At 48.5% G+C, this 24,873-nt stretch carries 33 protein-coding genes and 1 pseudogene; 27 read left to right on the top strand and 7 right to left on the bottom strand.

The genetic code is table 11. From position 1 onward, the window contains the following. Positions 1-86 precede the first annotated feature (86 nt). The 5 genes from AABJ99_RS20350 to AABJ99_RS20330 form a co-directional block, all read right to left on the bottom strand. Complete coding sequence (locus tag AABJ99_RS20350) at positions 87-965, bottom strand: phosphoadenosine phosphosulfate reductase family protein (RefSeq protein WP_213848817.1); 879 nt, start codon at positions 963-965, stop codon at positions 87-89. Continuing rightward, the gene (gene yfdR / locus AABJ99_RS20345) at positions 956-1,492 is read right to left on the bottom strand and encodes a 5'-deoxynucleotidase (RefSeq protein WP_338387439.1); all 537 of its coding nucleotides are present in this window, start codon (positions 1,490-1,492) and stop codon (positions 956-958) included. Before yfdR ends, AABJ99_RS20350 begins: the two co-directional genes overlap by 10 nt. A 127-nt stretch (positions 1,493-1,619) precedes the next feature. After that, on the bottom strand, positions 1,620-2,444 hold the full coding sequence (gene yfdQ / locus AABJ99_RS20340) for a YfdQ family protein (protein ID WP_338387438.1): 825 nt from the start codon (positions 2,442-2,444) through the stop codon (positions 1,620-1,622). A gap of 65 nt (positions 2,445-2,509) precedes the next feature. After that, positions 2,510-2,872, bottom strand: a complete 363-nt coding sequence (gene yfdP / locus AABJ99_RS20335) for a protein YfdP (protein ID WP_000135682.1) — start codon at positions 2,870-2,872, stop codon at positions 2,510-2,512. A gap of 721 nt (positions 2,873-3,593) precedes the next feature. Continuing rightward, entirely contained in the window at positions 3,594-4,286 is a 693-nt protein-coding gene (locus tag AABJ99_RS20330; protein WP_338387437.1) for a helix-turn-helix transcriptional regulator, read from the bottom strand. 97 nt (positions 4,287-4,383) lie between these two features. Here AABJ99_RS20330 and AABJ99_RS20325 point away from each other — a divergent pair, with 97 nt between their 5' ends. The 12 genes from AABJ99_RS20325 (at position 4,384) to AABJ99_RS20265 (ending at position 11,587) form a co-directional block, all read left to right on the top strand. Further along, positions 4,384-4,644: a helix-turn-helix domain-containing protein gene (locus AABJ99_RS20325; protein WP_001191669.1), complete on the top strand. Its 261-nt coding sequence runs from the start codon at positions 4,384-4,386 to the stop codon at positions 4,642-4,644. Then, on the top strand, positions 4,637-5,188 hold the full coding sequence (gene ymfL / locus AABJ99_RS20320) for a protein YmfL (protein ID WP_338387436.1): 552 nt from the start codon (positions 4,637-4,639) through the stop codon (positions 5,186-5,188). Before AABJ99_RS20325 ends, ymfL begins: the two co-directional genes overlap by 8 nt. Continuing rightward, the gene (locus tag AABJ99_RS20310) at positions 5,185-6,333 is read left to right on the top strand and encodes a Rha family phage regulatory protein (protein ID WP_001087359.1); all 1,149 of its coding nucleotides are present in this window, start codon (positions 5,185-5,187) and stop codon (positions 6,331-6,333) included. Before ymfL ends, AABJ99_RS20310 begins: the two co-directional genes overlap by 4 nt. Further along, positions 6,330-6,554 (top strand): hypothetical protein, encoded by a 225-nt coding sequence (locus AABJ99_RS20305; RefSeq protein WP_000620696.1) that lies wholly within the window; start codon positions 6,330-6,332, stop codon positions 6,552-6,554. Before AABJ99_RS20310 ends, AABJ99_RS20305 begins: the two co-directional genes overlap by 4 nt. Next, positions 6,551-7,369: a helix-turn-helix domain-containing protein gene (locus AABJ99_RS20300; protein ID WP_338387435.1), complete on the top strand. Its 819-nt coding sequence runs from the start codon at positions 6,551-6,553 to the stop codon at positions 7,367-7,369. Before AABJ99_RS20305 ends, AABJ99_RS20300 begins: the two co-directional genes overlap by 4 nt. Beyond that, positions 7,366-7,860, top strand: coding sequence for a PerC family transcriptional regulator (locus tag AABJ99_RS20295; RefSeq protein WP_338387434.1), 495 nt, complete (start codon positions 7,366-7,368; stop codon positions 7,858-7,860). The genes AABJ99_RS20300 and AABJ99_RS20295 overlap by 4 nt, the downstream gene beginning before the upstream one ends. Further along, positions 7,860-8,513, top strand: coding sequence for a phage N-6-adenine-methyltransferase (locus AABJ99_RS20290; protein ID WP_001355692.1), 654 nt, complete (start codon positions 7,860-7,862; stop codon positions 8,511-8,513). Before AABJ99_RS20295 ends, AABJ99_RS20290 begins: the two co-directional genes overlap by 1 nt. Beyond that, positions 8,510-8,836, top strand: coding sequence for a LexA family transcriptional regulator (locus AABJ99_RS20285; RefSeq protein ID WP_338387433.1), 327 nt, complete (start codon positions 8,510-8,512; stop codon positions 8,834-8,836). Before AABJ99_RS20290 ends, AABJ99_RS20285 begins: the two co-directional genes overlap by 4 nt. After that, entirely contained in the window at positions 8,833-9,228 is a 396-nt protein-coding gene (locus AABJ99_RS20280; RefSeq protein WP_338387432.1) for a RusA family crossover junction endodeoxyribonuclease, read from the top strand. The genes AABJ99_RS20285 and AABJ99_RS20280 overlap by 4 nt, the downstream gene beginning before the upstream one ends. A gap of 151 nt (positions 9,229-9,379) precedes the next feature. Then, positions 9,380-10,195: a KilA-N domain-containing protein gene (locus AABJ99_RS20275; protein ID WP_338387431.1), complete on the top strand. Its 816-nt coding sequence runs from the start codon at positions 9,380-9,382 to the stop codon at positions 10,193-10,195. 7 nt (positions 10,196-10,202) lie between these two features. Continuing rightward, on the top strand, positions 10,203-11,192 hold the full coding sequence (locus AABJ99_RS20270; protein WP_021538841.1) for a DUF968 domain-containing protein: 990 nt from the start codon (positions 10,203-10,205) through the stop codon (positions 11,190-11,192). A 14-nt stretch (positions 11,193-11,206) separates the two neighbouring features. Further along, positions 11,207-11,587, top strand: a complete 381-nt coding sequence (locus tag AABJ99_RS20265) for an antiterminator Q family protein (protein WP_338387430.1) — start codon at positions 11,207-11,209, stop codon at positions 11,585-11,587. Here AABJ99_RS20265 and AABJ99_RS20260 read toward each other — a convergent pair. Continuing rightward, a pseudogene (locus AABJ99_RS20260) lies at positions 11,521-12,630 on the bottom strand (IS3 family transposase); the annotation flags it as partial. The gene AABJ99_RS20265 and the pseudogene AABJ99_RS20260 overlap by 67 nt on opposite strands. Before the next feature lie 669 nt (positions 12,631-13,299). Here AABJ99_RS20260 and AABJ99_RS20255 point away from each other — a divergent pair. The 10 genes from AABJ99_RS20255 (at position 13,300) to AABJ99_RS20210 (ending at position 18,449) form a co-directional block, all read left to right on the top strand. Beyond that, positions 13,300-13,635, top strand: coding sequence for a hypothetical protein (locus tag AABJ99_RS20255; protein WP_338387429.1), 336 nt, complete (start codon positions 13,300-13,302; stop codon positions 13,633-13,635). A 12-nt stretch (positions 13,636-13,647) separates the two neighbouring features. Then, on the top strand, positions 13,648-14,451 hold the full coding sequence (locus tag AABJ99_RS20250; protein WP_338387428.1) for an enterotoxin A family protein: 804 nt from the start codon (positions 13,648-13,650) through the stop codon (positions 14,449-14,451). A 277-nt stretch (positions 14,452-14,728) separates the two neighbouring features. Then, positions 14,729-15,454 carry a scabin-related ADP-ribosyltransferase gene (locus tag AABJ99_RS20245; protein WP_338387575.1) on the top strand — a complete coding sequence of 242 codons (726 nt, stop codon included), beginning with the start codon at positions 14,729-14,731 and terminating at the stop codon, positions 15,452-15,454. 83 nt (positions 15,455-15,537) lie between these two features. Continuing rightward, positions 15,538-15,960, top strand: coding sequence for a subtilase family AB5 toxin binding subunit (locus AABJ99_RS20240; protein ID WP_338387427.1), 423 nt, complete (start codon positions 15,538-15,540; stop codon positions 15,958-15,960). A gap of 55 nt (positions 15,961-16,015) precedes the next feature. Continuing rightward, complete coding sequence (locus tag AABJ99_RS20235) at positions 16,016-16,405, top strand: putative holin (protein ID WP_338387426.1); 390 nt, start codon at positions 16,016-16,018, stop codon at positions 16,403-16,405. Then, the gene (locus AABJ99_RS20230) at positions 16,399-16,674 is read left to right on the top strand and encodes a phage holin family protein (RefSeq protein WP_338387425.1); all 276 of its coding nucleotides are present in this window, start codon (positions 16,399-16,401) and stop codon (positions 16,672-16,674) included. The genes AABJ99_RS20235 and AABJ99_RS20230 overlap by 7 nt, the downstream gene beginning before the upstream one ends. 2 nt (positions 16,675-16,676) lie before the next feature. Beyond that, positions 16,677-17,054, top strand: a complete 378-nt coding sequence (locus AABJ99_RS20225) for a M15 family metallopeptidase (protein WP_338387424.1) — start codon at positions 16,677-16,679, stop codon at positions 17,052-17,054. A gap of 15 nt (positions 17,055-17,069) precedes the next feature. Continuing rightward, positions 17,070-17,507: a lysis protein gene (locus AABJ99_RS20220; RefSeq protein ID WP_338387423.1), complete on the top strand. Its 438-nt coding sequence runs from the start codon at positions 17,070-17,072 to the stop codon at positions 17,505-17,507. A 204-nt stretch (positions 17,508-17,711) separates the two neighbouring features. Beyond that, a complete protein-coding gene (locus AABJ99_RS20215; RefSeq protein ID WP_338387422.1) occupies positions 17,712-18,209 on the top strand; it encodes a KilA-N domain-containing protein in 498 nt (165 codons plus the stop codon). Positions 18,210-18,248: 39 nt separating this feature from the next. Continuing rightward, positions 18,249-18,449, top strand: a complete 201-nt coding sequence (locus AABJ99_RS20210; protein ID WP_001335766.1) for a hypothetical protein — start codon at positions 18,249-18,251, stop codon at positions 18,447-18,449. Positions 18,450-18,739: 290 nt separating this feature from the next. On the opposite strand, the gene AABJ99_RS20205 is transcribed toward AABJ99_RS20210, so the two are convergent. Beyond that, positions 18,740-18,934, bottom strand: coding sequence for a YlcI/YnfO family protein (locus tag AABJ99_RS20205; RefSeq protein WP_001307652.1), 195 nt, complete (start codon positions 18,932-18,934; stop codon positions 18,740-18,742). A 388-nt stretch (positions 18,935-19,322) separates the two neighbouring features. Between AABJ99_RS20205 and AABJ99_RS20200 the strand changes: the two genes are divergently transcribed. The 5 genes from AABJ99_RS20200 to AABJ99_RS20180 are packed head-to-tail and all read left to right on the top strand — an operon-like array spanning position 19,323 to position 24,869. Beyond that, positions 19,323-19,868, top strand: coding sequence for a DNA-packaging protein (locus AABJ99_RS20200; RefSeq protein ID WP_338387421.1), 546 nt, complete (start codon positions 19,323-19,325; stop codon positions 19,866-19,868). Further along, entirely contained in the window at positions 19,843-21,768 is a 1,926-nt protein-coding gene (locus AABJ99_RS20195; RefSeq protein ID WP_338387420.1) for a phage terminase large subunit family protein, read from the top strand. The genes AABJ99_RS20200 and AABJ99_RS20195 overlap by 26 nt, the downstream gene beginning before the upstream one ends. Beyond that, entirely contained in the window at positions 21,765-21,971 is a 207-nt protein-coding gene (locus AABJ99_RS20190) for a phage head-tail joining protein (RefSeq protein WP_000198149.1), read from the top strand. The genes AABJ99_RS20195 and AABJ99_RS20190 overlap by 4 nt, the downstream gene beginning before the upstream one ends. Beyond that, positions 21,968-23,569, top strand: coding sequence for a phage portal protein (locus tag AABJ99_RS20185; RefSeq protein WP_047604244.1), 1,602 nt, complete (start codon positions 21,968-21,970; stop codon positions 23,567-23,569). The genes AABJ99_RS20190 and AABJ99_RS20185 overlap by 4 nt, the downstream gene beginning before the upstream one ends. Beyond that, positions 23,550-24,869: a S49 family peptidase gene (locus AABJ99_RS20180; protein ID WP_032282457.1), complete on the top strand. Its 1,320-nt coding sequence runs from the start codon at positions 23,550-23,552 to the stop codon at positions 24,867-24,869. Before AABJ99_RS20185 ends, AABJ99_RS20180 begins: the two co-directional genes overlap by 20 nt. The last annotated feature ends 4 nt before the right edge of the window (positions 24,870-24,873 follow it).

The following is a 24,873-nucleotide window of genomic DNA, read 5'->3' as shown; positions in this document are numbered from 1 at the left end:
GAATGCACTCTGTGTTAAGGCGAACTCAATGCTCTGCACTTTATTCCGTGCGCGCTCAAGCAGTGCATGGTAGTTAATTTCGGTTGTCATACCCCTACCTCTTCGAATTTCAATTCCAATTGATCACCCCAGATTTCACATGACTCTGAACACGAGCCGGTATCGAATCGCCTGGCCTGTACCATCGCCTGATACAAATTTCTGTAGTCGCTGTTGGCAGACATTCTGGCAATTCCGTCAAGCGTCAGGTGACCACGGTACATAATGTCTTTACCTGTTCTGCGATGACCATCCCTGACGTGTTTGCCTGTAACCAGCTCATTAAAAACTCGCATCAGACCTGGTTCGTCTTTACATGCAAGCCCCAGCTTTTGCGTTGACTTTTTGATGCAGAAAACACAGTTCCCGAGATGCTCCGGGATTTGCAAATCAAAAGGTTGTTTTCGCCACCACCGGATAACATCCGACTTATCAAAATCTGACAGCTCGGCAAGATACCGGACGCCCGATTTCGGTTTCAGCCTACGGGGTTCGTCTGCACGAATACCCAGCCATGTGATGTAATTACCTCGCCCGAAATGGTTATCGCAGTATTTCGTGAAAGGGATGAGTTTTAGCCTGTCAGTACAGAACGCGCCGCCGATGTATGGCGTACCGTACTTTTTAACCATGTCCATAAACGGTTTAAGCACCGGCATTCGTGTCTGAATATCCTTTGGCTCCCATTCTGTATAACCATTTGGCTGCCCAAGCTCAGGATTTATATCGACCTGTAACACAGTTAGTGGTATGTCCCAGAACTTCACAACCTCCCGGATAAAGCGGTATGTCAGCGGATGTTCGCAACCTGTATCCATAAATATGTAGCAGACGTTATTGCCAGCCTTTCTTTGTTCTTCCATCAGGTGAACAAGATATGCGGATGTTCTCCCGCCAGAAAAACTAACTACATGAGTTATGCACATTTGCGTAATTCCGATAACTCGTTGAAGCGTTCCATAAACATCCCGTAGGCATGGCCCGGTGCCAGTGGAATCACGTTGAACATCTCTGTTGCCGGGATGCCTTCCAGTACAGGCCAGAAAGAGCCATCATCAAGCCCGAGATCGCGGCGTTCGGTTGCCAGCATGATGAGATCGGCATATTTCACGGGCGTACTCATAACTGGGGGTAACCCGTATTTCTCACGGATTACGGCGTCTATTTTTTCTTCCATCCGTTTATAGTCAGGAAGAAGGCGTTTCAGTGGTGCGGGAATGTCCTGGCAATACGCTTCTGTTGCATCATGCATTAACGCTTCAAAAGCAAATTCCTGCGGCACCAGCTGACTGCAAAGAACCGCATGTTGGGCGACGCTGTAGAAGTGTGAAAGATGACCGGTAAAGCGACAGATATTTGAAAGGGAAACCGCGATATCGTTAATATCGATGTCGTCTTTATTTATCTTGTCATAATAAAAATGCTTCCCGGAAAAAGTTTTAATAAATGACATTTTGTTCTCCACGTATATGCTCTGCACCGCGCTGAATTCTGGTAAAAGGAAGCCCTCACCATCCGGCGATTATTGAGTAAATTATGTTTCCATAAATGCCCCCGCAGGGGCATTTGCAGTAATGAAATCAGGCGGTGAAAGTACCAATAAAGGTTTCTACTTTGCTGTCTTTGAATTTCTCAACAAGCAGATCACGAAATTCGTTAGCCATATCTTCCTGCACCGCTTCCAGCTGAATAATGCGCAGAACCAGTACAGGACGATCGCCAGTGATAATGCTGAGGCGTAATTTAAACGGACGTTCTTTCAGGCCTTCAAACGGAACGCATTTAAATTCAAATGCCACTGGCATAATGTCTTTGGTCTTCGCTTCGACAGACTCCATCAGGGAGCGTTTGCCGCTGAAGTCATTATCTTCAAAATCAGCGGTCTGGTTCGCTTCAATTGTGATTTTACGGATCGCCGCAGCCGCTTTGGTTGCCTGAATGGCGTCACCATTAGCATCAAAGCCCACAAGGTAGTCGGCCCAGTCTTCAATCCATTCTGCCAGTGACTTCTGGGAGTTACGCTCGCCGTTAACAGACAACAGGGCAGAGAACGGTGCTGTCTTTTTCAGTTTGAGAGTGGCGGTGTTATCTGCGTGACCTGGTTCATCAATAGTACCCAGGTTAAGCACACTGACGGCTCGTATATTATCGGCATCGATAAAGCAGCGGGTGCCTTCATCTGCAAGATCTTTAGAATAACGGGTAAAGTCAACGATGCTGGCAGTGGAAAGCGCACCACGGAAACGGAAACGATTTAAATTAAATTTTTCCAGATCATGAATGCGGAAATTCTCAGGCAATGCCACAGCATCGGCACCAATCTTACTGATAATTTCATTAACACCCTGAGCAGAAATAAGGGCATGGATTTGATTAATTGCGGTTGCGTCTAAGTTCTGAGACATAATAAGTCCTCACTATATAAAGATATTCAGTGATGAGATAAATAATCAGTTTATTAATAACAATATTAACGACCTGCTGCGCGGAGTTTTCCGTCAGGCTCACCGGCAAGAGTCAGTAATTGTCCCTGGTCTTCCTGCAGAATAGTCAGGCGACCACCGCGATTGACATACATCGGCGTTTCGGTGGTGTCTTCTTCGGAAATTTTCCCGCGGTTAGTCGGGCGAACATATGAGAGTTTGTGTTTGATTTTCACACGGTTCTCATCAAATGGTTCGATTTCCAGGTTGAGTGAGACCTTACCTTTGGTTTTCGTGTTCATCACACCGGAAGCGACTTCACTGAGAACTGCGCCTATTTTGGTTTCAAATACGCCGCCGTCCAGCTCCCCGATAAATGCCTGCACATCAGTACTGCGTTCGCTAGCCATTTTGCTGCTCCTCATCATATCGACCCTGCAAGGCCGGTTGGTTTCTCCACAAAACAGAGAAGAACACCTGCTGTGGCAGCCGCTCGGATGGATTGGGTTATGAGCCCGTCGTCCGGTGATGCTCTTCTCTGTTTTGTAAAAAGAGCGGTACCAGCTGGAAGCAAGTGTACAAACTGGTACCGCCAAAGCTGTGGCTGTTGTGGTGACCGGTGCTGATCTCCGGCTTGCGGTTATTTCAGACTCTCACGGGCATTTAATTGCCCCGCCGAACAGCTCTTTTCCGCAATAGCTGCAATGTCTTTCGCGCATCAGCCTGCGCATTCACCACAACGCTGAGAGCACTTAGCCAGTTACGGCACCACACTTTGTCGCGGTTCCATACATGCCCTCATTGTTGCACCCTGGTCTCTTCCCAGGCGTCAAACCGAATCGCCACGCTGGTTAGGCGTCTTATCAGCATCCTCATTGACTTGCACATTCCGGCTACCTGGTTTGTTTGCCCGAGCAAGGAGTGGATTGTCCCCTTTAACGTCCCCAGACCGCTAACGACGCATGTGCCATACACCGTGTTACAACCAAATTTTGTTAGTACCTTGTTTGTTGGTCTGGAAAGAAAGATAAAATTAAGTTGCGCATTATGCAAGTTTTTTATTGCGATATATGCAATTTGGTGGGTAATGAAAAGCCACCTTCGGGTGGCTAATTGATGAGGAGGTAAGGGTTAATTGTGTCGCTTAAGGGTTTGTGACTGGCTGATTAAGACCTTTCCAAAGATCATAAACCGGTGTTCATTTTCGCTGGTAATTTCCCATTCACGGTAAATCTGGTTATCAGAAATCACCAGTAGTTTGTCAGGTATCATTTGCAGTCGTTTGACATAAATTTTATCATCAAAACCAAATACATAGATACCATCTCCATCAAACTGATTGATACTGACATCAACGAAGATGAGATCTCCTGGATCAATGGTTGGACACATACTGTCCCCACGAACGTTGATAACTTTAATGTGATTGGCTGGCCGTCCGCCAAACATCGATACAGCATTATCAGTTCTGTATTCAATGGCATGAATCACATCAATGACATCACCGCCTTGGATAAGGCCATTTCCCGCACTGGCACTGACATCCAGCATTTCAATACGGAATACATCCTTCACCTGCGCAATATCCTCATTAACACTGTTTTTACATACAGTATTACTTTTGAAGTCTGAGGTAAAGAGATCAGCAATATCAACACCTAAGCTCCTGGCAATATTACTCAGGGCTTGTTCAGTGAATTGTTTCTGCTTACCTGTTTCCAGGCGTGAGATATTCGCCGCATCCACTCCTATTGCTTCAGCGAGATCGGCGATTTTCATGTTCTTCGCCTGGCGAAGTTGTCTGACTCGATTTCCTATGTTCATGCGTTTATTACATTTCTTTATTGCGTGTTAAGCAAATCAACTTGCGCAAAAAATTTGCGTGAAATAATATGCTCATCACGCAATATGTGGAGGTTATATGCAATCACCATTACGGAATGTGCGTAAGGCGCATGGGTTTACTTTGCAGCATGTTGCTGCGGGCGTTCAGGTCAATCCAGCGACGCTGAGTCGTATTGAAAGACTGGAACAAATTCCATCTATCGATCTTGCAGAACGTCTGGCCAATTTTTTTAAGGGTGAAATCAGCGAAATGCAGATTCTTTATCCGGCACGTTTTCAATCTAGCCAAAACCAGAATGGGTTTAAACCACAGGAACAGGAGGTAAGCCGTGGGTAAGCACCACTGGAAAGTGGAAAAACAACCTGACTGGTACGTGAAAGCTGTCAGAAAAACTATCGCGGCATTGCCAGGTGGTTACGCTGAAGCTGCTGAGTGGCTGGATGTAACAGAGAACGCTTTATTCAACCGCCTTCGTGCCGATGGTGATCAGTTTTTTCCGTTGGGATGGGCAATGGTTTTACAGCGTGCGGCTAGTACTCATTACATTGCGGATGCTGTCGCACAGTCTGCTGGTGGGGTGTTTGTATCACTTCCTGAAATTGAGGAAGTAGAGAACGCTGATATCAACCAACGTCTACTGGAAGTCATTGAACAGATCGGGAGTTACTCAAAGCAGATTCGTTCGGCAATCGAAGACGGGGTAGTGGAGCCACATGAGCAGACAGCAATTAATGATGAGTTGTATCTGTCGATTTCGAAGCTCCAGGAACATGCGGCACTGGTCTACAAAATTTTCTGCGTTCCAGAAAAGAGTGACGCCCGCGAGTGTGCAGCTCCGGGCGTCGTGGCGTTTTGTGTCTGTGGAGAAACTAACGCATGAACAGTTTAACGGCAAATAACCGTTGGTCGCAACAGCTGGTGGTCCGCGTGGCTGAACACCTGTTGTTACGGCATGAATGCAGATTACCAAATCACCTGGCTGTAAGTAACCACAGAGAACTTTACCTGACTGTGGGGGGCGAGTTGTGCAGGAACTTAACCGCTGGTTTCGTGACGGAAGAGGACTTTATGTTCATGTTATTCGTTGGGAGCCAGAAACACAGCGCGTTATCTATCTTCGCAAAGACTACCCGCATGAGTGCTTTAGTCCTTTGTGGAAATTCAGGCGTGATTTTGTTGAGTGTGAAGGACCACCAGCACATTGATTCTGCCATTCCGGGACGTTACACTGTTCAGGCACCTTATAAAGCGGGTGCCGGGATTGGCGTCCTGGAATTGCATACGGCGACAATTGGCGCGTTAGCGTCTTTTTTGTTGCTACAACTCAGCTATACCCAAATTATGGTGGGCTGGGTGGGGGCACCGAAAGGTGCGCCGGTTTCCGTATGCGCCGGTTACGCCAACCCTGCTCAGTTCACCACCAGCGAAATTGGCGTTTCCGGTGGTGGAAGTTATCCATTGCATACGGAGGCTGCCATCATGGCTACGATCCCTGCCTTAGTTCAACCTGAACTTTGCATTATTGCAGACAAAGTTGTTACTTCTTCTCTGGCTGTTGCTAGTTATTTCGGCAAACAACACAAAAATGTCATTCAAAAAATTGCGTCTCTTGAATGCTCTGCCGAATTTACTGAGCTGAATTTCCAGCTCAGTGAGTACATCGACGCATCAGGCCGCAAACTACCTTGCTATCAAATAACCCGCGACGGCTTTGCGTTTCTTGCTATGGGTTTCACGGGTAAACGTGCTGCCCAGTTCAAAGAGGCATATATCAATGCCTTTAACCAGATGGAGAAACAGCTTTCAAAACCCTCTGTACCGAGCGACGTTGCACATAACGCCAGCATTCTCTATTCCTACATTTCATCAATTCATCAGGTCTGGCTGCAGCAGCTTTATCCTATGTTGGCAAAAGCCGAATCTCCGCTGGCTGTTAGCTTGTATGACTATATTAATGATGCTTCGGCGCTGGCCTGCCTCATAAATTTGTCGCTGAACCCTTCAGAGGTAAGGGGGCGCAAATGATCCGGAATATTTTCAAACGGTTTACCAATCAGACTTTCCGTTGTCCTCGTCCGGGTCAGTGGTACACCACACCTGCAGGGCATGTTCTACGTGTTAGCCTGGTTGACCGTGAATGTCAGAAGGTGATTTGTGAACCGCTGGGCCGTAATTACCGCGTCAGTATGCCGCTTATAGCCTTTCGCTCCGGAAAAAACATGAAGCATCTCGGAGGTGCAGCATGAGTATGGAGCTGATGGTTAAAGCGATGAAAATTCGAGTGGGTAATCCATTGCGAAAACTGGTTCTGATCAAGCTGGCTGATAATGCCAGCGATCAGGGTGAGTGCTGGCCCAGCTACCAGCATATTGCTGACCAGTGCGAGATTAGCAAACGTTCTGTGATGAATCATATTGCGGCCCTTTGTGAGTCCGGGCTGGTAAAAAAAGTCACCCGGAAAGGTGAAAAAGGTAACTCAAGTAATATCTATCTCCTTCATCTGGATGGTGCAGGAGATTCACTAGGGGGTAGTGCAAATAATTCACTATCTGGTGTAGCAAATTCACTAGGTAGTGCAGGAGTTGCACCAGGGGGTAGTGCAGGAGATTCACCCAGAACCAGTCACTCTTTTGAACCAGTCAAAGAACCAGTCAATGAACCAATAGCTGTTGGTGCATCTGCTGATGAGTCTGTGCGAGTTCGTTCAAACCGACCGGAATACTCTCCGGAGTTTGAGCAGGCATGGCTGGCATATCCCAAACGTGCTGGTGGCAATTCAAAATCAGCAGCCTTCAAAGCCTGGAAAGCCCGTTTGAACGAGGGGGTAAACCCCGAAACCATGCTGGAAGGTGTGAAACGCTACGCGGGCTGGGTATCTGCGATGGGCAATAGCGGCACACAATTTGTGAAACAGGCTGTCACGTTCTTTGGTCCGGATCGTCATTTCGAAGAATCCTGGGAAGTTCCTGCGGTATCTGCAGCCAGACGCGAGGACCCGTACTTCAAAGCCAGTTACGACAACGTGGACTACAGCCAGATCCCGGCAGGATTCAGGGGGTGATCATGAGTCTTTTGAATGACGTTCAGAAATTCATTGAAGCCCATCCGGGGTGTACTTCCGGAGACATTGCGGATGCTTTTGCAGGTTACTCACGGCAGCGCGTTCTGCAGTCAGCAAGCAAGTTACGTCAGAGTTGGCGTGTGGCTCACCGTTGTGAAGGAGATACACGCAGACATTTCCCGCGCCTGACTGAGAGAGCGCAGGAACCGGAACCACAACCAGTTCGAGAAACCAGACCTGTGCGCAATTTCTATGTCGGCACTAACGATCCACGGGTGATTTTGAGCCTGACCCGCCAGGCGGAAGAACTGGAGTCCAGGGGCTTATACCGTCGTGCTGCAACGGTGTGGATGGCGGCATTCCGTGAAAGCCACTCCCGGCCAGAACTAAACAATTTTCTGGCGCGTCGTGAACGGTGTTTACGGAAAAGCAGCAAGCGGGTTGCATCAGGTGAAGAGTGGTATCTGTCATGGAATTACGTGGGGGCTTAATGAGTAATAAATATTGCCAGGCGCTGGTGGAACTACGGAACAAACCAGCCCATGAACTGAAGGAAGTGGGCGATCAGTGGCGCACGCCGGACAACATTTTCTGGGGAATTAACACCCTGTTTGGCCCGTTTGTTCTGGATCTGTTTACTGACGGTGATAACGCCAAATGTGCCGCGTATTACACGGCGGAAGACAACGCGCTGGCGCATGACTGGTCAGAACGTCTTGCGGAGCTTAAAGGTGCTGCCTTTGGTAATCCCCCATACAGCCGCGCCAGTCAGCATGAGGGGCAATACATCACCGGCATGCGTTACATCATGAAGCATGCCAGTGCCATGCGTGATAAAGGCGGGCGCTATGTTTTCCTGATCAAAGCTGCCACCAGCGAAGTGTGGTGGCCGGAAGATGCAGATCATATTGCTTTTATTCGCGGGCGTATTGGTTTTGAACTGCCTGTCTGGTTTATCCCGAAAGACGAGAAGCAGGTACCGACAGGAGCTTTTTTCGCTGGTGCTATTGCTGTTTTTGACAAGACTTGGAAGGGACCGGCAATCAGCTACATCGGGCGCGATGAACTTGAGGCATGTGGTGAGGCGTTTCTGGCGCAGGTTCGCCAGCAGGCGGAAAAACTGGTCAGGGAGATGGCTGCATGACGACATTAACTCAATGCCAGCAGCAGGTGCTGGATATGCTGATTTCTTATCAGAAAGAACGTGGCTTCCCGCCAACCAATCAGGAGGTGGCAACCATGCTGGGATACCGTTCGGTGAATGCAGCGGTGGAGCATCTTCGCGCACTGGAGAAAAAAGGCGTCATCACGATAAAGCGTGGTGTGGCCCGGGGGATAACGCTTCATACCGCGATGAAGGACGACGACAGCGAGGTGGTCGGAATTATCCGCTCACTGCTTGCCGGTGAGGAAAACGCAAGGCTGCGTGCAACTCACTGGTTACATGAGAGAGGCCTGAAAGTATGAAGCTGATCCTGCCTTTCCCGCCCAGCGTGAACACGTACTGGCGACACCCCAACAAAGGGGCGTTTGCTGGTAAGAGCCTGATAAGCGCGGCGGGGCGCAAATTCCAGAGCGCGGCGTGCGCAGCAATAGTTGAGCAGTTACGTCGTCTGCCGAAACCAACGTCGACACCTGCTGCAGTGGAGATCGTGTTGTTTCCACCGGATAACCGGATCCGCGATCTGGACAACTATAACAAGGCGCTGTTTGACGCCCTGACCCACGCGGGTGTGTGGGAAGACGACAGTCAGGTGAAAAGAATGCTGGTGGAGTGGGGACCGGTTATCCCGGAAGGGAAGGTCGAGATCACAATCAGTAAGTACGAAAAAGTGAGTTGCAAATTAGCAACCCGGTAACGGAATTGAGTAACACCCTAAATTTGGGTATTACCTCGTTAAAGATACTGTATTTATGAACAGTGTATCCTTGATAACTATTAAAAATCGCAGTAAGTTCATCTTGCATCAACGAAAAGGGAGTGCAGTCCCGAAATTTGTGGAGAAACCAATGAATCAGTTGCTTGTAATTGATGGCGTTTCTGTGCGCCAGTACTTTGAATCTAACTACTGTCTTAACGACCTTCAGAAAGCTGCTCTTCTTGCCGCTGGTGAGAATCGCTCCTCCCGTTCGCTGGAAGTTCACGAGTTTATGCGTCGTCCTGAAACGAAGGCTCTTGTGGAATTATTGGAAGAAGAAACTACGGGAGATTCCCGTAGTATTCCTGTCATCACCATTCAGGGGCGCAATGGTGGGACGTATGTCTGTAAAGAGCTGGTCTATGCATATGCAATGTGGATCAGCCCGGCATTCAGCTTAAAAGTGATACGTACTTTTGATGCGCTTCATAATTCATCACCAGAAGAAACCACATCCGACAAAATTAAATCCGGGGTCATTCTGCTTGAATCAGCAGCAAAGACTCTAAATCTGTCAAACTCCTCGAAACTTGGTGCATACCAGAAATTATCAAGGGTAGCTGGTCTTCCTGAACTTATGCCGATCTATGCCATTGATGCACCTGCTGATGCGCCAGATGGTTCAAGCCGCCCTACGCTGTCGCTGAGTGCACTGCTGAAGCAGTATGGTATCCGCCTGACGGCTAATCAGGCATATCACCAGATGGCGAAGCTGGGGATCGTTGAACAACGCGAACGATACAGCCGTACCGCAATTAACAACATTAAAAAATTCTGGTCGCTGACGGCGAAAGGCTGCATGTTCGGTAAGAACATCACCAGTCCTGCAAATCCGCGCGAGACGCAGCCGCATTTCTTCGAATCCCGATTCCCTGAGCTGTTAAAGCTGCTCGATACCGTTCATTGAGGTGACCGTGAGAGCGCTACTGACCCCTGAAATTGCCCCGCGTATGGGGATCGTATTGTTCAGGCCAGGTTCAGAGCTGATGCCCCTGTTTATGCAGGGGCGTGTCCTGCTGGAGCCTGAGCCGGAACGTTATTCATCTTTTGCCAGTGGTGCCGTTCCGGCGGCATCACAACCGCTGGCGGATGATCCTGCCGTTCGGGCCGTGTTCCGCAATGAGGCAGTGATTCGTCGTGCTGGTGGAGTGGAATGTCTTGAACGCTGGTTACTTCGTGAAAAAGGTTGCCAGTGGCCTCATTCCGACTGGCACAGCGAGAACATGACCACAATGCGACACACGCCGGGCGCAATCCGTCTGTGCTGGCACTGCGATAACCAGCTGCGCGATCAGTTCACGGAACGGCTGGAATCAATGGCAACGGATAACTGTACCCGCTGGGTGTTGTCTGTTGTGCGTCGGGATCTCGGTTTTGATGACAGTCACGTTGTGACAATGCCGGAACTGTGCTGGTGGCTGATTCGTAATGACCTGGCGGATGCCTTACCGGAAAGTGCAGCCCGTAAGGCACTGAGATTACCGAAGCCTGTTGTGCCGTCTGTCACCCGGGAAAGTGACCTTGTGCCTTCGGTTCCTGCCACCAGCATCATCCAGGATAAAGCGAAAAAGGTGCTGGCGCTGAAAGTGGATCCGGAGTCGCCGGAGTCTTTTATGTTACGCCCAAAACGTCGCCGCTGGGTTAATGAAAAGTACACGCGCTGGGTTAAGACACAGCCGTGTGCATGTTGTGGAAAGCCTGCTGATGATCCCCACCACCTGATAGGTCACGGTCAGGGTGGAATGGGAACAAAAGCGCATGACCTTTTTGTGTTGCCTTTGTGCAGAAAGCATCACGACGAGCTGCATGCGGATACCGTGGCATTTGAAGAGAAGTATGGCTCCCAGCTGGAGCTGATATTTCGTTTTATCGATCGTGCGCTGGCAATTGGCGTGCTGGCCTGATTTTGTGGAGAAAGTTGATGCGTGATATTCAGATTGTTCTTGAACGTTGGGGGGCATGGGCGGCTAGTGATAGTTCCGGTGTTGACTATTCACCTATAGCTGCTGGATTTAAGGGGCTTATTCCTTATACAAGCAAAACACGTCAGGCATGTTCAGATAGTGATGCATTAATTATTGAAGGGTGTCTTGCTCGCCTGAAGCAAAAAAAACCTAGCGAACATTCACTTCTTGTTGCCCATTACCTATACGGTATCTCTAAAAGAAAGCTGGCAAAAGCTTGTAAAAAGGATGAGAAACTAATACGCATTGAGATACAGATGGCTGAGGGGTTTATTGATGGCTGCCTATCAATGCTGGAAATTAGTTTAGATATGGACCCAGAAATTAAGGATTGATTATTCCTGATATAAATTGTCACGGATTTTTTTACCATTTCTCGGTCCTGCACCATGTCTGCAGGACGCGAGAGTAAAAAACATTTTTCAGGAGCCCGTTTATTCGCTCAGCAAGTACGTTCTGGTATCAGTCATAACCATCAGCCATTGAACAGGTTATTCCGTTGCTCTTATGGACTGACTGATAAGGAGCTGAACAGTATTGCAACCCTCTGTTTGAGTGATGCACCATAGGAGCTGTCGTTTTTTTTCGTCTCAGAGCCTGTCTGAACTCTTTTACCAAATTTTCAGTCTGCAGATTTTCCTCAACATGGTAACCTCCGATTTTTCTGGAGCATCCATTAGTGACCAGACTCAGATAAACCATGCCTCTGAGCAGGGGAAGGTAAGTAATGTCGGCAACCCAGATCTGCTCTGTCTCAAGGGTGGTAATCTGCTCTTGGCCAACTTTCAACTGATTGGGATGCCGGTAAAAGTGGTGATGGCTGTTGGTCGTTTTGTGATATACCAGTTTTACTGGCACCAATATCCTGTATTCATCCAGTAGGTTAAACAGACGCTCTAGTCCGATATTCAGCCTCTTATCGGTCTGAGTGTGTAGCAGATAATGCAGTTTACGCGCACAGATAGAGGCTCTGGCAACAAAATCAAGAACCTGAGCATGATGTTCCTGCCGTTTTCTGCACCTTGTGTTACCCTGATACAATTCCTGTTTGCAGTTCCTAGAAACTGACATGCATGCGTAATAGTTAATTTGTGGCTGAACTTTGCGCGGGACTTGCCGGGACGATTTTTTGCGATACTCACCACATAATTATTTTGCAGGACATAGATAACCGACTAAAAAAACTCAGCTTTCTGGTTCGCTAGTTCAAGTTCCCTGATTCTTTGCTTGGGTGTGAGCGGGCTAGTTGTCTGATTCACAGACAGTTTCCTCTTCATCAGATAAGGAAGTCAAGAACTCCAATCAAGCCGGCCATATGTACACAACCAGACAAGAACGATGGATCGCCCTGAATGCCATGTTGCTGCTGGGCATGTTTATCCAAAAGTATGTCCTCATTCTAAGCCAACGTCACCGTGATGTTTAGCAACACCTGCTTTATTTTTTAGTAGTGTGGTAAGAAAATAGCTGAAAAAAGATAAAAAACACTAACGCGGTCCGCATTTTCTAGATTACTGTGTTAAGAGTTGTTATTTCCCCACACAACTGAAATATATCGTCGAGTTGTGGCGTTAAACTTGAAAATTTGGTGTGATACTGTAAAAACTTGTTGTTGATATTTTTATGGATAATCGCTTGGATTACCAAGGAATATGAAGTAATGATGATTTTAATTTATTGTAATGGGATGTTTTTGAAGTGATATAATGTAAGTGGTATATTGTAATACAATGCATCTTGTAATTCAACATGGATAATATAGTTGGATTTTATGTTTTATAATTTGTTGTTGAGTAATGATTCAATCATTATCGTTATGGGTGCAATATTACATTCTGTGTTTTTGTGCAATTTTTAATGGTAAGCTATGCCTTATTATTTTTCGTATTTTATATCAGCGTATTTAGTGCGGGTGTTATTGGCATATATGTAAAGTCTCAGGAAGGTTTGTTGTTCCGGTTTTTGATGGGATGTTAACCTGATTAATAGATGTTAGTTGTGGTCAACATAATGCGAAAATTATTTATTTGATGATTATGGTAAATACATGAACAAGATAAAGTATATAGTTGCTTTGGCTTTTTGTGTTTATTTTAATACAGCATCAGTTGATGTATATGCTGCCAATATTGATACGAATATAGTTACTGTAAAATCGATAAAGGCTGATTGGGCAAGAGAGTCTGAGAGTAATATATATTACTATTTGTTTAATGGGTTGCCAGAGGGAGAAAAATGTGGGAAGAGTGATTGGGCTCGCTCAGGTGACAATAATATTAATAGAATATTACACGAAGCTTATCTTTCTGATAATGGTGTTAGATTAGGAATTAGTAAAGATGCTTGCACTATTAAAACAGTTTTAATTGATAAGTATTATTAATAGGCGTCTGCTATGAATTATGTATTATGTGAGGTTGTATATAGAAGAACAACCAACAGTTTCATAACGTTATTAACTATGGCTTTAATATTCTTCCTGTTAACAAATGATGTTTATGCCAATGACCTGTTTCGTGCTGATAGTAGGGCACCAGATCAAATAAGAAATGCAGGAGGGTTGTTGCCACGAGGACAAGATGATGCGTATGAAAGGGGAACTCCTATAAATATTAATTTATTCGATCACGTCACAGGGATGCCATCAGGTAATACTCGTTATGATGATGGATATGTGTCAACTACAAGAACATTAAACGCAGCTCATAATATTGGTCAGAATATGTTTGGTGGGATCAATGAGTATTATATATATGTAATTTCAGCAGCTCCTAATATGTTCGACGTCAATGGTATTCTTGGTCGTTACAGCCCACATCCTTATGAAAATGAGGTTGCAGCACTTGGTGGGGTGCCTTTGTCGCAAATAATTGGATGGTATCGTGTTAGCTTTGGCATTATTGAAATGCCTATGATTAGAAATAACTCATATCGTGGCGATCTGTTCAGGGGATTGTCTTTAGCACCAAATGAGGATGGGTATCGTTTAGCAGGTTTTCCTGATGGTCATCAAGCATGGAGAGAAGAACCATGGAGAAGGTACGCTCCTTTACAATGTTCAACAGATTTGCGAGCTAACAGTCTCATAACATGCCATTCTATAACCAATGGACTATCTCAAAAGAAACTATCAGATTTTAAGAAACACTATCTTAAATTTAAAGCATTATTTATTCTGATGGCTTTAGAGGAAATTTAATCTGATGGATATAGTTACTTATTAATTTGTATATTGATACGGAGTGAAACCAGTGTATAGGTTAACATCAATGGACACATGTGCTATATGTTGCTGGGATACATATATTGTATAAAAGTTAAAATGTCATAATATATCTCAACTGGTACAATATTTTTCTTGGCATAGCAAGCGAATATCTCCATTGTAATTAGTTACAGAATTCTAGTGTTGCGTGTATGTCTTTATAGAGGTATAAATTTACAATCAGGGGCTCTGGAGTAAGAGTGTGAATAATATGCTAAGATTATTTCTATCATTGCTTCTTTCTTTTTCATGGTATGCTAATGCCATAGATTTTGTTTATAGAGTAGATTCACGGTCGCCTGAGGAAATTTTTCATGATGGGTTTAGATCTCATGGTAATAACAGGAATTTACAGCAGCATTTAAGGGGGGACTCATGTGCGGCAGGAAGTAGAGATAGTGCATTTATTGCCACGACAACCAGTTTAATAGAAACATATAATATAGCAAGGCAATATTATTCAAGCTCTAGTTTTCATGGGAGGTTATATCGTTACCGGATAAGGGCAAATAATATTTTTTATTCAATTCAACCATCTGTTAACTATATTTCTCGACGTGGAGTTTCTTTTTCTGGATTTGAACAGATAATGATGCGAGAGCAAAATGAGATTGTTGCTGTTGGATATATTCCTACAGAAAATATCGTTGATGCTGTTGAGTTGACTTACGATAGATTTAACAGTCGTGTATCAGATGGACCTGGAATATCAAACGCAAGATATATACCAGCGTCTACTTTTGTAAATCCAGGTATTATTCCTGACTTAGAGATTCCTTCAGTATCTGTTAGAGAAAGAATTAATGCCTTTGGAAGTCTTATTAGTGCCTGTTTTGCTCTGAAAGGAGTCAGGAATGATAGACTGGATAATAGAGGAACTTACTATGACGTGTATTTTTATGATGCGCGGTCTGTATTAAGCGACTTATTCAAATAATGCCTTGTGCAAGGTGTAGGTATATTATAATTATATTCCTATATAGTGTATTTGTTCTTTTTATATATTCGTTGGAGAGAGTGATGAATAAGATTAGTTTTATGCTGATGACTGCTTTACTATCGTCTGGTGCCTGCTATGCAGGGATGGCTGATTATGATATGTATCTTAGTAATGTTCAAATTAATAACTTCGCTTATGGTGTTTATAATTCAGGGGGGAAGGATACTCAGTTTTTTTGCATTGGACTAAAACGTGATAATTCAACTCTTCCTGTTAATAGTATATGCAAAGTGGATGTTTATGGGTATCATAAGCAAGGTTTTGATACCATGATGGAAATGGCTAAATATTATTATGCTACAGGTGAAAGCATAAGGGTTTATTACAAGGAGAATGTGTGGACTGATCCTGATTTTAAAAAGGCATTCTCTGCTAATGAACTTATTTCTTTAAGTACTTGTAGCTCTGCAGATTATTGTATGGGGCCACAGAAGAATACTTAATTATATATTTCCTACATGATATACATGATCAGAACACTGATTTTGTGAGGTGTTTATGTCTGAACCTTTATCCGGTTCCGGTACGGCTGCGGCGCTCGGCGGGGCGACGATATTTGGGCTGTTTACCGGAACGGATTTCGGGATTGTGTTTGGTGCGTTCGCTGGGGCGTTGTTTGTGGCAACGATTCCGCAGGCGCTTTCAGTCTGGCGTGTGGCGGCACATTTTCTGGTGTCGTTCATTGTCGGTGTGCTGGGCGCGCGCGTGCTGTCAGACTGGATTGCATCAAAAACTGGTTATGACAGTACATCAGCAGATGCACTGTGTGCGGTGCTGGTCTCGGTGGTGTCAGTAAGGATGCTGTCGTTCATCCACCAACAGGATATCGCATCACTGATGTCCGGCATGTTCTCCCGCCTGCGGGGGGGAGGAGGCGGCAAATGTTAAGTAACCTGCCAGGATTGCTGAATGCGGTGTTATGCACGGTTATCGTGCTGACGCTCTTTTTTTATCGTCGTCGTGATTCAAGGTATAAACCGCTGATGTCATGGCTGGCTTGGTTGTTGATGCTGCTTTATGCCTTAACGCCAATCAGCTATCTGTGCGGGCACCCGTTAGAAGAGAACTGGCTGGCGGTGGGGTTTAATTTGCTGTTCTGTGTGTTGGTGATACGTGCACGTGGTAACGTCACAACAATTCTTTCATTACTGAGGTGAGCATGCCTGGTAAATTCAGATTCAGCCGTCGAAGCGAGAAAAATCTGGAGGGCGTCAAACCACGGCTGGTTGCCGTTGTTCGCAGAGCTTTGGAATTAACGGAGGTTGATTTCGGTATTACGGAAGGTCTGCGCACGAGAGAACGCCAGAAACAATTGGTCGCTGAAGGTAAAAGCCAGACAATGAACAGTCGTCACCTGACAGGTGACGCTGTGGATGTTGTGGCCTACATTGACAACCAGGTGTCATGGGAGTGGCCTTTGTATGAGAAAATCGCACAGGCATTTAAGCAGGCTGCTGTAGAGCTGAATACACCTGTTGAATGGGGCGGGGGCTGGAATACTCTGAAAGATGGGCCTCATTTCCAGTTGAAGCGCTGACAATAGAGACTGGATATGAGAAGGGTAACTGAAATTATCTCCGCTCTGGTTATCTGCATCATCGTCTGCCTGTCATGGGCTGTTAATCATTACCGTGATAACGCCATGACCTACAAAGAACAGCGCGACAAAGCCACATCCATCATCGCTGACATGCAGAAGCGTCAACGTGACGTAGCAGAACTCGATGCCAGATATACAAAGGAGCTTGCTGATGCTAACGCGACTATCGAAAGTCTCCGTGATGATGTTTCTGCTGGGCGTAAGCGGCTGCAAGTCGCCGCCTCCTGTGCAAAGTCAAAGACCGGAGCCAGCAGCATGGGCGATGGAGAAAGCCCAAGACTTACAGCAGATGCTGAACTCAATTATTACCGTCTCCGAAGTGGAATCGACAGGATAACCGCGCAGGTTAACTACCTGCAGGAGTACATCAGGACGCAATGCCTGAAATAATTTTTTTTGCAAATCACAAAGTCCATTTAATGAGCCTCGCGATGCGGGGCTTTTTTGCAATAAATGCGTACCGCAACGCATGTTTTTTTACACCGAACCTGCCCCTTTGGAATGGGCCTTTGAGGATACCAGTTAGTGCTGGCGAGCCTCGGTGGGCTGGTTTCCTGTGCGGCAAAGGTTCATTTCAAAGAGTAGGTACACGCTATGAAATCATTAACCCTCTTCAATCAACCAATTCGTATCGGTGAAGATGGCATGATCTGCCTCACTGATATGTGGAAAGCCAGTGGTAAAAGTGAATCTGAATCTCCGTACCACTACCTGCGAAACAAGCAGACCAAAGAGTTCTTAGCCGAGCTGGAGAAAAACCACGAATCTGTGGTTTTTACTGAGCGCGGTGTACACGGTGGAACATATGGCGGGAAGTTTGTTGCTTATGATTATGCAGCATGGCTAAACCCCGGATTTAAATATGCAGCCTATAAAGTCCTGGATGACTACTTCACCGGAGAACTTCAGCATCGCAACAGCTTAAGTGCACAGCTCAATATGAAGTGTCATGAGTTTGATCAGAAAAAAGATATGGCGAGCTTCTGCGGACAAGGGCTGGCGGCATGGCGCTATACGAAGCCAGTGTTGGTCGATGAGATTAACTCCCTGGCTAACCAGCTGCAGATTACGATCCCCGGGCTTCCGGGATGAGTGATCGTGTCATTGAATGGGCGTGACTTCTCAGAGTTCATGAAAGGCGAGAAGGGCATGATGGAAGCATTGGCCTCGGTGGATGAGTTTGGCGAGCAGCTGCGCCTCAACGGCTGTGTCAATCATCACTTTGTTAGCTACATGATGCGGAACTCGATCATGCAGGCATTCATGGACATGGCAAAAGCCGAGAGGAAAGAAGAGCGCCGGCGTAAGCGAGCGGAAGCAAAAGCGAAGTAGCTATTACAAAGCCTATCTACGGGTGGGCTTGATAATGGCTTATACCCTGCACGGGATAACTTAACTGATATCCCTTTTAACGGATAAAGGCATTCAAGCCTGACACATCATGCGCTGTATCGTCGCCGTATTCCCGCATTAACCATGACCGTAGCCCGACGGGGAATTCCTTCTGCGTGAGTGTGCGGGAATAATCAAAAACGATGCACACCGGGTTTTACTGTGCTGACAGACGCAGGGTTACCCTCATAGTCGCTTTTCCGGTGCGATGGTGGAAGAAACCGGGATGTTCATCCATCATCACTTTGGATTGATGTATATGCTCTCTTTTCTGACGTTAGTCTCCGACGGCAGGCTTCAATGACCCAGGCTGAGAAATTCCCAGACCCTTTTTGCTCAAGAGCGATGTTAATTTGTTCAATCATTTGGTTAGGAAAGCGGATGTTGCGGGTTGTTGTTCTGCGGGTTCTGTTCTTCGTTGACATGAGGTTGCCCCGTATTCAGTGTCGCTGATTTGTATTGTCTGAAGTTGTTTTTACGTTAAGTTGATGCAGATCAATTAATACGATACCTGCGTCATAATTGATTATTTGACGTGGTTTGATGGCGTAGATGCACGTTGTGACATGTAGATGATAATTATTATCATTTTGCGGGTCCTTTCCGGCGATCCGACAGGTTACGGGGCGGCGACCTCGCGGGTTTTCGCTATTTATGAAAATTTTCCGGTTTAAGGCGTTTCCGTTCTTCTTCGTCGTAACTTAATGTTTTTATTTAAAATACCCCCTGAAAAGAAAGGAAACGACAGGTGCTGAAAACGAACTTTTGGGCCTTTGTCGTTTCCTTTCTCTGTTTTTGGCCGTGGAATGAACAATGGAAGTCAACAAAAAGCAGCTGGCTGACATTTTCGGTGCGAGTATCCGTACCATTCAGAACTGGCAGGAACAGGGAATGCCCGTTCTGCGAGGCGGTGGCAAGGGTAATGAGGTGCTTTATGACTCTGCCGCCGTTGTAAAATGGTATGCCGAAAGGGATGCTGAAATTGAGAACGAAAAGCTGCGCCGGGAGGTTGAAGAACTGCGGCAGGCCAGCGAGGCAGATCTCCAGCCAGGGACTATTGAGTACGAACGCCATCGACTTACGCGTGCGCAGGCCGACGCACAGGAACTGAAGAATGCCAGAGACTCCGCTGAAGTGGTGGAAACCGCATTCTGTACTTTCGTGTTGTCGCGGATCGCAGGTGAAATTGCCAGTATTCTCGACGGGATCCCCCTGTCGGTGCAGCGGCGTTTTCCGGAACTGGAAAACCGACATGTTGATTTCCTGAAACGGGATATCATCAAAGCCATGAACAAAGCAGCCGCGCTGGATGAACTGATACCGGGGTTGCTGAGTGAATATATCGAACAGTCAGGTTAACAGGCTGCGGCATTTTGTCCGCGCCGGGCTTCGCTCACTGTTCAGGCCGGAGCCACAGACCGCCGTTGAATGGGCGGATGCTAATTACTATCTCCCGAAAGAATCCGCATACCAGGAAGGGCGCTGGGAAACACTGCCCTTTCAGCGGGCCATCATGAATGCGATGGGCAGTGACTACATCCGCGAGGTGAATGTGGTGAAGTCTGCCCGTGTCGGTTATTCCAAAATGCTGCTGGGTGTTTATGCCTACTTTATAGAGCATAAGCAGCGCAACACCCTTATCTGGTTGCCGACGGATGGTGATGCCGAGAACTTTATGAAAACCCACGTTGAGCCGACCATCCGCGATATTCCGTCGCTGCTGGCGCTGGCTCCGTGGTATGGCAAAAAGCACCGGGATAACACGCTCACTATGAAGCGTTTTTCCAATGGTCGTGGCTTCTGGTGCCTGGGCGGTAAAGCGGCAAAAAACTACCGTGAAAAGTCGGTGGATGTGGCGGGTTATGATGAACTTGCTGCCTTTGATGAGGATATTGAACAGGAAGGCTCTCCGACGTTCCTTGGCGACAAACGTATTGAAGGCTCGGTCTGGCCAAAGTCCATCCGTGGCTCCACGCCCAAAGTGAGAGGCACCTGCCAGATTGAGCGTGCAGCCAGTGAATCCCCGCATTTTATGCGTTTTCATGTTGCCTGCCCGCACTGCGGGGAGGAGCAGTATCTTAAATTTGGCGACAAAGAGACGCCGTTTGGCCTCAAATGGACGCCGGATGCCCCCTCCAGCGTGTTTTATCTCTGCGAGCATAATGCCTGCGTCATCCGCCAGCAGGAGCTGGACTTTACTGATGCCCGTTATATCTGCGAAAAGACCGGGATCTGGACCCGTGATGGCATTCTCTGGTTTTCGTCATCCGGTGAAGAGATTGAGCCGCCGGACAGTGTGACCTTTCACATCTGGACGGCGTACAGCCCGTTCACCACCTGGGTGCAGATTGTCAAAGACTGGATGAAGACGAAAGGGGATACGGGAAAACGTAAAACCTTCGTGAACACCACGCTCGGTGAGACGTGGGAGGCGAAAATTGGCGAACGTCCGGATGCTGAAGTGATGGCAGAACGGAAAGAGCATTATTCAGCGCCCGTTCCTGACCGTGTGGCTTACCTGACCGCCGGTATCGACTCCCAGCTGGACCGCTACGAAATGCGCGTATGGGGATGGGGGCCGGGTGAGGAAAGCTGGCTGATTGACCGGCAGATTATTATGGGCCGCCACGACGACGAGCAGACGCTGCTGCGTGTGGATGAGGCCATCAATAAAACCTACACCCGCCGGAATGGTGCAGAAATGTCGGTATCCCGTATCTGCTGGGATACTGGCGGGATTGACCCGACCATTGTGTATGAACGCTCGAAAAAACATGGGCTGTTCCGGGTGATCCCCATTAAAGGGGCATCCGTCTACGGAAAGCCGGTGGCCAGCATGCCACGTAAGCGAAACAAAAACGGGGTTTACCTTACCGAAATTGGTACGGATACCGCGAAAGAGCAGATTTATAACCGCTTCACACTGACGCCGGAAGGGGATGAACCGCTTCCCGGTGCCGTTCACTTCCCGAATAACCCGGATATTTTTGATCTGACCGAAGCGCAGCAGCTGACTGCTGAAGAGCAGGTCGAAAAATGGGTGGATGGCAGGAAAAAAATACTGTGGGACAGCAAAAAGCGACGCAATGAGGCGCTCGACTGCTTCGTTTATGCGCTGGCGGCGCTGCGCATCAGTATTTCCCGCTGGCAGCTGGATCTCAGTGCACTGCTGGCGAGCCTGCAGGAAGAGCATGGTGCAGCAACTAACAAGAAAACACTGGCAGATTACGCCCGTGCCTTATCCGGAGAGGATGAATGACGCGACAGGAAGAACTTGCCGCTGCCCGTGCGGCATTGCATGACCTGATGACAGGAAAACGGGTGGCAACGGTACAGAAAGACGGACGAAGGGTGGAGTTTACGGCCACTTCCGTGTCTGACCTGAAAAAATACATTGCAGAGCTGGAAGTGCAGACCGGCATGACACAGCGACGCAGGGGACCCGCAGGATTTTATGTATGAAAATGTCCACCATTCCCACCCTTCTGGGGCCGGACGGCATGACATCGCTGCGTGAATATGCCGGTTATCACGGCGGTGGCAGCGGATTTGGTGGGCAGTTGCGGGCGTGGAACCCATCGAGTGAAAGTGTGGATGCAGCCCTGCTGCCCAACTTTACCCGTGGCAATGCCCGCGCAGACGATCTGGTACGCAATAACGGCTATGCCGCCAACGCCATCCAGTTGCATCAGGATCATATCGTCGGGTCTTTTTTCCGACTCAGTCATCGCCCAAGCTGGCGCTATCTGGGCATCGGGGAGGAAGAAGCCCGTGCCTTTTCCCGCGAGGTTGAATCGGCATGGAAAGAGTTTGCCGAGGATGACTGCTGCTGCATTGACGTTGAGCGAAAACGCACGTTTACCATGATGATTCGGGAAGGTGTGGCCATGCACGCCTTTAACGGTGAACTGTTCGTTCAGGCCACCTGGGATACCAGTCCGTCGCGGCTTTTCCGGACACAGTTCCGGATGGTCAGCCCGAAGCGCATCAGCAACCCGAACAATACCGGCGACAGCCGGAACTGCCGTGCCGGTGTGCAGATTAATGACAGCGGTGCGGCGCTGGGATATTACGTCAGCGAGGACGGCTATCCTGGCTGGATGCCGCAGAAATGGACATGGATACCCCGTGAGTTACCCGGCGGGCGCGCCTCGTTCATTCACGTTTTTGAACCCGTGGAGGACGGGCAGACCCGCGGTGCAAATGTGTTTTACAGCGTGATGGAGCAGATGAAGATGCTCGACACGCTGCAGAACACGCAGCTGCAGAGCGCCATTGTGAAGGCGATGTATGCCGCCACCATTGAGAGTGAGCTGGATACGCAGTCAGCGATGGATTTTATTCTGGGCGCGAACAGTAAGGAGCAGCGGGACAAGCTGACCGGCTGGATTGGTGAAATTGCCGCGTATTACGCCGCAGCACCGGTCCGTCTGGGAGGCGCAAAAGTGCCGCACCTGATGCCGGGGGACTCACTGAACCTGCAGACGGCTCAGGACACGGATAACGGCTACTCCGTGTTTGAGCAGTCACTGTTGCGGTATATCGCTGCCGGGCTGGGTGTCTCGTATGAGCAGCTTTCCCGGAATTACGCCCAGATGAGCTACTCCACGGCACGGGCCAGTGCGAACGAGTCGTGGGCGTACTTTATGGGGCGGCGAAAATTCGTCGCATCCCGTCAGGCGAGCCAGATGTTTCTGTGCTGGCTGGAAGAGGCCATCGTTCGCCGCGTGGTGACGTTACCTTCAAAAGCGCGTTTCAGCTTTCAGGAAGCCCGCAGCGCCTGGGGGAACTGTGACTGGATAGGCTCCGGTCGTATGGCCATCGATGGTCTGAAAGAAGTACAGGAAGCGGTGATGCTGATAGAAGCCGGACTGAGTACCTACGAGAAAGAGTGCGCAAAACGCGGTGACGACTATCAGGAAATTTTTGCCCAGCAGGTCCGTGAAACGATGGAGCGCCGTGCAGCCGGTCTTAAACCGCCCGCCTGGGCGGCTGCGGCATTTGAATCCGGACTGCGACAATCAACAGAGGAGGAGAAGAGTGACAGCAGAGCTGCGTAATCTCCCGCATATTGCCAGCATGGCTTTTAATGAGCCGCTGATGCTTGAACCCGCCTATGCGCGGGTTTTCTTTTGTGCGCTTGCAGGCCAGCTTGGGATCAGTCGCCTGACGGATGCGGTGTCCGGCGACAGCCTGACTGCCGGAGAGGCACCCGCGACGCTGGCGTTATCCGGTGATGATGACGGACCACGACAGGCCCGCAGTTATCAGGTCATGAACGGCATCGCCGTGCTGCCGGTTTCCGGCACGCTGGTCAGCCGGACGCGGGCGCTGCAGCCGTATTCGGGGATGACCGGTTACAACGGCATTATCGCCCGTCTGCAACAGGCTGCCAGCGACCCGATGGTGGACGGCATTCTGCTGGATATGGACACGCCCGGCGGAATGGTGGCAGGGGCATTTGACTGCGCTGACATCATCGCCCGTGTGCGTGACATAAAGCCGGTATGGGCGCTGGCCAATGACATGAACTGCAGCGCAGGTCAGCTGCTTGCCAGTGCCGCCTCCCGGCGTCTGGTCACGCAGACCGCCCGGACAGGCTCCATCGGCGTCATGATGGCTCACAGTAATTACGGTGCTGCGCTGGAGAAACAGGGCGTGGAAATCACGCTGATTTACAGCGGCAGCCATAAGGTGGATGGCAACCCCTACAGCCATCTACCGGATGATGTCCGGGAAACACTGCAGTCCCGGATGGATGCAACCCGCCGGATGTTTGCACAGAAGGTGTCGGCATATACCGGCCTGTCCGTGCAGGCTGTGCTGGATACCGAGGCTGCAGTGTACAGCGGTCAGGAGGCCATTGATGCCGGACTGGCTGATGAACTTGTGAACAGTACCGATGCGATCACCGTCATGCGTGATGCACTGGATGCACGTAAATCCCGTCTCTCAGGAGGGCGAATGACCAAAGAGACTCAATCAACAACTGTTTCAGCCACTGCTTCGCAGGCTGACGTTACTGGCGTGGTGCAAGCGACGGAGGGCGAGAACGCCAGCGCTGCGCAGCCGGACGTGAACGCGCAGATCACCGCAGCGGTTGCGGCAGAAAACAGTCGCATTATGGGGATCCTCAACTGTGAGGAGGCTCACGGACGCGAAGAACAGGCATGCGTGCTGGCCGAAACCCCCGGTATGACCGTGGAAACGGCCCGCCGTATTCTGGCCGCAGCACCACAGAGTGCACAGGCGCGCAGTGACACTGCGCTGGATCGTCTGATGCAGGGGGCACCGGCACCGCTGGCTGCAGGTAACCCGGCATCTGATGCCGTTAACGATTTGCTGAACACACCAGTGTAAGGGA

This window comes from Escherichia coli (assembly GCF_036503815.1).
Taxonomy (GTDB): domain Bacteria; phylum Pseudomonadota; class Gammaproteobacteria; order Enterobacterales; family Enterobacteriaceae; genus Escherichia; species Escherichia coli_F.
Note: the sequence above shows the minus strand (reverse complement) of the source record. Positions and strands in the feature narration are given on the sequence as shown.

What these genes read in the sequence shown, in the direction of transcription:
- yfdQ (WP_338387438.1), bottom strand. Translation starts at nt 2,444, where the DNA reads ATGTCTCAGAACTTAGACGCAACCGCAATTAATCAAATCCATGCCCTT.
- AABJ99_RS20325 (WP_001191669.1), top strand. Translation starts at nt 4,384, where the DNA reads ATGCAATCACCATTACGGAATGTGCGTAAGGCGCATGGGTTTACTTTG.
- AABJ99_RS20310 (WP_001087359.1), top strand. Translation starts at nt 5,185, where the DNA reads ATGAACAGTTTAACGGCAAATAACCGTTGGTCGCAACAGCTGGTGGTC.
- AABJ99_RS20210 (WP_001335766.1), top strand. Translation starts at nt 18,249, where the DNA reads ATGAAAGGCGAGAAGGGCATGATGGAAGCATTGGCCTCGGTGGATGAG.
- yfdP (WP_000135682.1), bottom strand. Translation starts at nt 2,872, where the DNA reads ATGGCTAGCGAACGCAGTACTGATGTGCAGGCATTTATCGGGGAGCTG.
- AABJ99_RS20225 (WP_338387424.1), top strand. Translation starts at nt 16,677, where the DNA reads ATGCCTGGTAAATTCAGATTCAGCCGTCGAAGCGAGAAAAATCTGGAG.
- AABJ99_RS20305 (WP_000620696.1), top strand. Translation starts at nt 6,330, where the DNA reads ATGATCCGGAATATTTTCAAACGGTTTACCAATCAGACTTTCCGTTGT.
- AABJ99_RS20275 (WP_338387431.1), top strand. Translation starts at nt 9,380, where the DNA reads ATGAATCAGTTGCTTGTAATTGATGGCGTTTCTGTGCGCCAGTACTTT.
- AABJ99_RS20250 (WP_338387428.1), top strand. Translation starts at nt 13,648, where the DNA reads ATGAATTATGTATTATGTGAGGTTGTATATAGAAGAACAACCAACAGT.
- AABJ99_RS20255 (WP_338387429.1), top strand. Translation starts at nt 13,300, where the DNA reads ATGAACAAGATAAAGTATATAGTTGCTTTGGCTTTTTGTGTTTATTTT.
- AABJ99_RS20200 (WP_338387421.1), top strand. Translation starts at nt 19,323, where the DNA reads ATGGAAGTCAACAAAAAGCAGCTGGCTGACATTTTCGGTGCGAGTATC.
- AABJ99_RS20240 (WP_338387427.1), top strand. Translation starts at nt 15,538, where the DNA reads ATGAATAAGATTAGTTTTATGCTGATGACTGCTTTACTATCGTCTGGT.
- AABJ99_RS20220 (WP_338387423.1), top strand. Translation starts at nt 17,070, where the DNA reads ATGAGAAGGGTAACTGAAATTATCTCCGCTCTGGTTATCTGCATCATC.
- AABJ99_RS20285 (WP_338387433.1), top strand. Translation starts at nt 8,510, where the DNA reads ATGACGACATTAACTCAATGCCAGCAGCAGGTGCTGGATATGCTGATT.
- AABJ99_RS20205 (WP_001307652.1), bottom strand. Translation starts at nt 18,934, where the DNA reads ATGTCAACGAAGAACAGAACCCGCAGAACAACAACCCGCAACATCCGC.
- AABJ99_RS20190 (WP_000198149.1), top strand. Translation starts at nt 21,765, where the DNA reads ATGACGCGACAGGAAGAACTTGCCGCTGCCCGTGCGGCATTGCATGAC.
- AABJ99_RS20215 (WP_338387422.1), top strand. Translation starts at nt 17,712, where the DNA reads ATGAAATCATTAACCCTCTTCAATCAACCAATTCGTATCGGTGAAGAT.
- AABJ99_RS20235 (WP_338387426.1), top strand. Translation starts at nt 16,016, where the DNA reads ATGTCTGAACCTTTATCCGGTTCCGGTACGGCTGCGGCGCTCGGCGGG.
- AABJ99_RS20230 (WP_338387425.1), top strand. Translation starts at nt 16,399, where the DNA reads ATGTTAAGTAACCTGCCAGGATTGCTGAATGCGGTGTTATGCACGGTT.
- AABJ99_RS20280 (WP_338387432.1), top strand. Translation starts at nt 8,833, where the DNA reads ATGAAGCTGATCCTGCCTTTCCCGCCCAGCGTGAACACGTACTGGCGA.
- AABJ99_RS20330 (WP_338387437.1), bottom strand. Translation starts at nt 4,286, where the DNA reads ATGAACATAGGAAATCGAGTCAGACAACTTCGCCAGGCGAAGAACATG.
- AABJ99_RS20245 (WP_338387575.1), top strand. Translation starts at nt 14,729, where the DNA reads ATGCTAAGATTATTTCTATCATTGCTTCTTTCTTTTTCATGGTATGCT.
- AABJ99_RS20350 (WP_213848817.1), bottom strand. Translation starts at nt 965, where the DNA reads ATGTGCATAACTCATGTAGTTAGTTTTTCTGGCGGGAGAACATCCGCA.
- AABJ99_RS20300 (WP_338387435.1), top strand. Translation starts at nt 6,551, where the DNA reads ATGAGTATGGAGCTGATGGTTAAAGCGATGAAAATTCGAGTGGGTAAT.
- AABJ99_RS20185 (WP_047604244.1), top strand. Translation starts at nt 21,968, where the DNA reads ATGAAAATGTCCACCATTCCCACCCTTCTGGGGCCGGACGGCATGACA.
- AABJ99_RS20290 (WP_001355692.1), top strand. Translation starts at nt 7,860, where the DNA reads ATGAGTAATAAATATTGCCAGGCGCTGGTGGAACTACGGAACAAACCA.
- yfdR (WP_338387439.1), bottom strand. Translation starts at nt 1,492, where the DNA reads ATGTCATTTATTAAAACTTTTTCCGGGAAGCATTTTTATTATGACAAG.